Here is a 4,651-nt window from a genome sequence, read left to right as displayed (position 1 = left end):
CCTGTCCGTTGCATAAGACAAACCGAAGAGATCAAGAAATTAACTAATTAATTTAACCTTCACCCCCCACCCAGTCAAACCAAGTTTAAAAGGTGAATGGTTTTATTTTCCCAGTACAGGGGGATAGAGCTTCTCGTTTTTCGGGACGAGTCCTGAGATAATCTTCTAACCAAAGACAACCTCGATCGAGCAATTTTTGTAAATAATTATATTCCGTTTCTAAGGGCCATCGATGCTTTTGACCATCCCTAGCAATAATCACAATCTCTCGACTATCAGGACTAAAAGTGATCCCATAGACGATATCTTCTTCTATTTTAAACTCCGAGCGCAAATTTCCGTCAATGTCCCAGCGTCTAGCTGTACCATCCCTTGAAATAGCGGCGATTTTTTCACCATCGGGACTAAAACTAACTCCATAAACGGGAAAAGAATCAGTTTTAATCTCCTTTAAAAGATTGCCCTGTAAATCCCAAATTTTAATCTTTCCTCGAGCAGCCGTAGCAATTTTTTGATGATCGGGAGAAAACACCAAATCATAGATAATATGATCATCGGCTGTCCAGGAATTAATTAATTGAGGCCGATAATTACTTAAATGCCAGTATTGAACTTTTCCCTCGCTTGTTCCCGTGATTATTGCTGTTCCCTCTCCATTAAAAGCAAGACTATAAATCGGTACTTGACTAGCAGTAAATTCTTGAAGCATTGTTCCTTTTTGACTCCAGATTTGTACTTTTCCATTTCTTCCTGTAATCGCTATCTGATTACTATCGGGATGAAAAGCTATACTATAGATTGAGCGCATTTTTGTGGCAAATTCTCTAATTTTTTTCCCCTGGGAATCGAGTAAAGTAATTTGACCATCTTTGTTAGCAATAGCGATAATACTGCCCTGGGAATTAATGCTAACACTGGTATTATCGGCCTGAGCTTGATTTAAATTGTTCAGTTGCCAAATTTTAGCCGTTTCATCACTCGATCCAGTTACCACCTGTTTTCCATCTTGACTAAATACAGCAGTAAAAACCGATTCTTGATGTCCTCTAAGAGTAGTTATTTCTTCCCCTTGCAGTCCCCAAATTTTAGCACTACCGTCACTAGATGCAGTAATTATAAACTGTCCATCAGGACTAAAATTAACACTGTTGACAAAATCTTGATGTCCCCGGAAAGTAGCTATTAAATTTCCCTGTAAATCCCAGATTTTAGCAGTTTTATCGGCCGCTGCCCCGGCAATTTTTTGACCGTCGGGACTAAAATTAACACTATAAAAAGCCTCAATATTTTCTTGACCTAAACTCAAGATAATTTTACCTGATAAATCCCAGATTTTAATCGTACCATCCCGGGAAGCGGTGGCAATTTTTTGACCATCGGGACTAAAACTAGCTGCATCTATCGATCTTTTATGTCCCTTAAATACCTGTAAAGTTTCACCTGATAAATTCCATAATCTAGCGGTTTTATCCCTGGAAGTGGTGACAATTTTTTGACCATCGGGACTAAAACTAACACTATAAACTGATTCTTGATGGTCAGGATAGGTGACTAAATTTTGCCCTTGCAAGTTCCAAATTTTGGCGGTTTTATCTTCGGAAGCAGTGGCGATTTTTTGACCATCGGGACTAAAACTAACACTATAAACTGCTCCTTGATGACCTGTCAAAGTTTGAATATTCTCACCTTTTTGATTCCAAATTTTTACCGTCCCATCTTGAGAAGCAGTGGCAATTTTTTGACGCTCAGGACTAATACTAACACTATAAATAGTTCCCCGGTGTCCTTGCAGTTGGTTTTTTTCTTGAATACGATCTAAAATTTGTTGTAGGGTAATAATTGGACTTGTAGCAGGATATTTACTCAAGGTTTGGTCATCAGTAACGATATTTTTTAAACTATTTACTGCTTGCATAGCCGCCATTAATGATTCTAGTTGTTCAAATTTAAATTGTTGCCAATAACTGTCACCATTGCGCTGTAATTGAATACCTAGTTGAGCGGTTTCTACTTGCTGCCACGCTTGTTTTACCTGAATAAAAGCGAAGAGAGAACCCAAAAGAGAAGCAATTAAAATTACTGAGCCAATTTTAATTCTCTTGGTGGCTTTTTGGTGAGCAATTGCTAGAATTTTATTAGCTTGTCTCTGAGTTTCTAGGCTAATTTCTGCCTCTCTTTTATCGAGATTTTGACTGGCAGTTAAAAACTGATAATCAAGATTACTTAAGCTTTTACCCTGAGACCAATCGAGGGCATTATTTAAAGCTTTTCCGCGTAAAAGCCGCGATTCATCGGTATAATTAGACTGTTGCCATGCGGCGATTGCTTCTGAGTAGGGACGCAATTGCTCTAATTGTTTTTCTACCCAATTGAGATTAAATATTTCTCGATAAATAGGATTATAAACTACTAATTGATTATCCTTTTTCACCACTAAACCCGATAACCTTAATTCCCCTTGTTCTGGACTATCATCGCACAGGATTGCACCTTTTTCTAAAATTTGTTGATAGATGCCTAACAAACGACCGGCTTTGTCTTGATTTCTTAACAAGCGATCGGCAATAGTTCGCAGATGAACTGGTTCATCATGAGATTCCCAATTATTAATAATTCTCTCTTTGATCAGCGTCTCAATATCTAAATTACTTTCCAGCAATAGCTGACAGATTTTCTGGGTTAAAAATGGCTGTCCTCCCGTCCAAAAAATAATTTTTTCTAAGCAGTCGGGTTGATAATTACTTTGACTGGATAATCCTGCGGCTAAAGGAGCAATTTCGGTCAGATTAAATCCTGTTAATTCGATCGCTTGGCCGATATTAAAAGATGTTTGGGTCTTTTCGCGAATTAAATCTGCTGGGGTAGCAACACCGAATAAAGCGAAAGTAATTCTTTCATACTGGGCATTTTCCGCTCTTTGGTTATAACAATAACGAATCAGGGAAAAAAAGTCATCTAGAGAAAACTGTAAACTGAGAATTTTATCGATCTCGTCGATAAAAATATATATTTTCTCTCCCCGACAATAAACTAATAAAACTTCCTCGATAAATTGTCCCAAACGCTGCACGGGAGGTAAATCCTCTCGATCGCGCAACCAGGATTTAAGATTAATTTTTCCCGTCAGATTAAATCCTAAAAACAAACGGGTGATCACGCCGTTATACCATTGGGATAAATTATCATTACTACCAATGCTGGTTATATCTACGGACGCGCAATCCATGCCCAATTGCTGTAAAATATGAGTCACTCGTACCCTTAAACTGGATTTACCCATCTGACGACAGTTAAAAACGTAGCAAAATTGACCATTTTTCAACGCCGTTAACAGTTCTCGATCAGCATTTCTCTCGATATAGGTAGGATGGTTATAGGCAAGACTACCCCCGACACGATATTGATAATTCATGATTCTTAAACAAAATTATCCCAATGTCACCAACGGAAATAAAATAGACAATTGTGATGGAGATATCTATAATGCAAGGATAATCGCTATTGACAACCTATCCCCAAGGCAATTATGAAGAAAACTTTTTTCACCTCCATCGCCGTTAGTGCCACCCTCGTCAGTGGTATTGTTTTAGGTACTCTTGATGCTGGCAGTGCCTCCGCTTGTGCTTTCGCTAAAGCTAAAGGCATTTTTGGCAGCAATACCACCTTCCATGTCAATCCTAACAAACTTATTTTAGGGATTGCCGCCGCTACAGGAGCAATCACCGTAGCCGGTGTTTTAAGTTACCGTCGTTTTCACTCCGGGCAGCCTCCTGAAGATGCCGCCGCTAAGCTGCCGTCGGTATTTCCTATCCCCATTCCCCCCGTCGCTTTAAACGCGGCAGTGGAGGCGGAAGAAGCGGCAGAAACCAGCAAAATCTCCTAAAAATCTGCTATATTTCCTCAAAAAAGGTGTTGGCATCCCCGCAGCTTTCCCGCTAGGCAACACCTTTTTCTGCCTAATTGTGTCCCAGTTATCAGAATTTTCAGCGATTTTTAAGTTATGTTAAAAAGTGCAACCCTACCACCAGAGGTAAAGATGGGCAACTCTACCACATTTTCTGACACCCCACTTCACAAAGATCATCACACTTGGGAGCATTTAAAACAAGCCATCGCCGCTAGTTCCGGTTTTCGGCGTTGGCAGCAAGAACAACTAGAATCAGGTAAAAATAGAGACGATGCTGATGCTCGCATTTGTTCCTATCTACGGGAAACTTTAGAAACTTTAGCCTACTAGATTGATGCTCCCCAGCTATGACGGCATGGGGACTTTTTTTGTCCGTTTAAGCTAATTTGCGGGCATTATTTTCTGCGCGCCTCGTAACCCAACAACCAGACAAAAGCGACAATTAAAGGCAGGAAATAATAAATAGCTCGATAGGCGATTAAAGAGCCTAAAAGCTCGGCATTAGATACATATTCGGGGCGTAATCTCAGCATGATAAACTCAAAAACCCCTATTCCCCCCGGCACATTGCTTAATACCCCTGCCGTCATGGCAAATACATAGAGACCGAAAAATCCTAAAAACGAAGTATTGTAGCTGCCCGGGAGAAGAAGATAGAGAACTCTAGCGGCTAATATCCAATCAATAAAAGTCAGCAAAATCAAAGCTAGGGAAAGAGTCCAAGAGGGTAAATAGATATTTTCT

4 protein-coding genes are annotated in these 4,651 nt (G+C 39.7%); 2 read left to right on the top strand and 2 right to left on the bottom strand.

Annotated features, from left to right (window positions below):
- Nucleotides 1-85: 85 nt before the first annotated feature.
- Complete coding sequence (locus PX636_RS10040) at nt 86-3,412, bottom strand: AAA-like domain-containing protein (protein ID WP_288117002.1); 3,327 nt, start codon at nt 3,410-3,412, stop codon at nt 86-88.
- Between the two features lie 114 nt (nt 3,413-3,526).
- Between PX636_RS10040 and PX636_RS10035 the strand changes: the two genes are divergently transcribed.
- Both PX636_RS10035 and PX636_RS10030 read left to right on the top strand, forming a co-directional pair.
- On the top strand, nt 3,527-3,883 hold the full coding sequence (locus tag PX636_RS10035; RefSeq protein ID WP_002799059.1) for a hypothetical protein: 357 nt from the start codon (nt 3,527-3,529) through the stop codon (nt 3,881-3,883).
- 117 nt (nt 3,884-4,000) lie between these two features.
- Nucleotides 4,001-4,237 carry a hypothetical protein gene (locus PX636_RS10030; RefSeq protein ID WP_080603301.1) on the top strand — a complete coding sequence of 79 codons (237 nt, stop codon included), beginning with the start codon at nt 4,001-4,003 and terminating at the stop codon, nt 4,235-4,237.
- A gap of 65 nt (nt 4,238-4,302) precedes the next feature.
- Here PX636_RS10030 and PX636_RS10025 read toward each other — a convergent pair.
- On the bottom strand, nt 4,303-4,651 hold a 349-nt coding region (locus tag PX636_RS10025), incomplete at its 5' end, for a lysylphosphatidylglycerol synthase domain-containing protein (RefSeq protein WP_288117000.1).

Origin of the sequence: Microcystis sp. M53598_WE2, assembly GCF_030067735.1 — a bacterium.
GTDB classification, from domain to species: domain Bacteria; phylum Cyanobacteriota; class Cyanobacteriia; order Cyanobacteriales; family Microcystaceae; genus Microcystis; species Microcystis aeruginosa.
Note: the sequence above shows the minus strand (reverse complement) of the source record. Positions and strands in the feature narration are given on the sequence as shown.

What these genes read in the sequence shown, in the direction of transcription:
- PX636_RS10030 (WP_080603301.1), top strand. Translation starts at nt 4,001, where the DNA reads ATGTTAAAAAGTGCAACCCTACCACCAGAGGTAAAGATGGGCAACTCT.
- PX636_RS10035 (WP_002799059.1), top strand. Translation starts at nt 3,527, where the DNA reads ATGAAGAAAACTTTTTTCACCTCCATCGCCGTTAGTGCCACCCTCGTC.
- PX636_RS10040 (WP_288117002.1), bottom strand. Translation starts at nt 3,412, where the DNA reads ATGAATTATCAATATCGTGTCGGGGGTAGTCTTGCCTATAACCATCCT.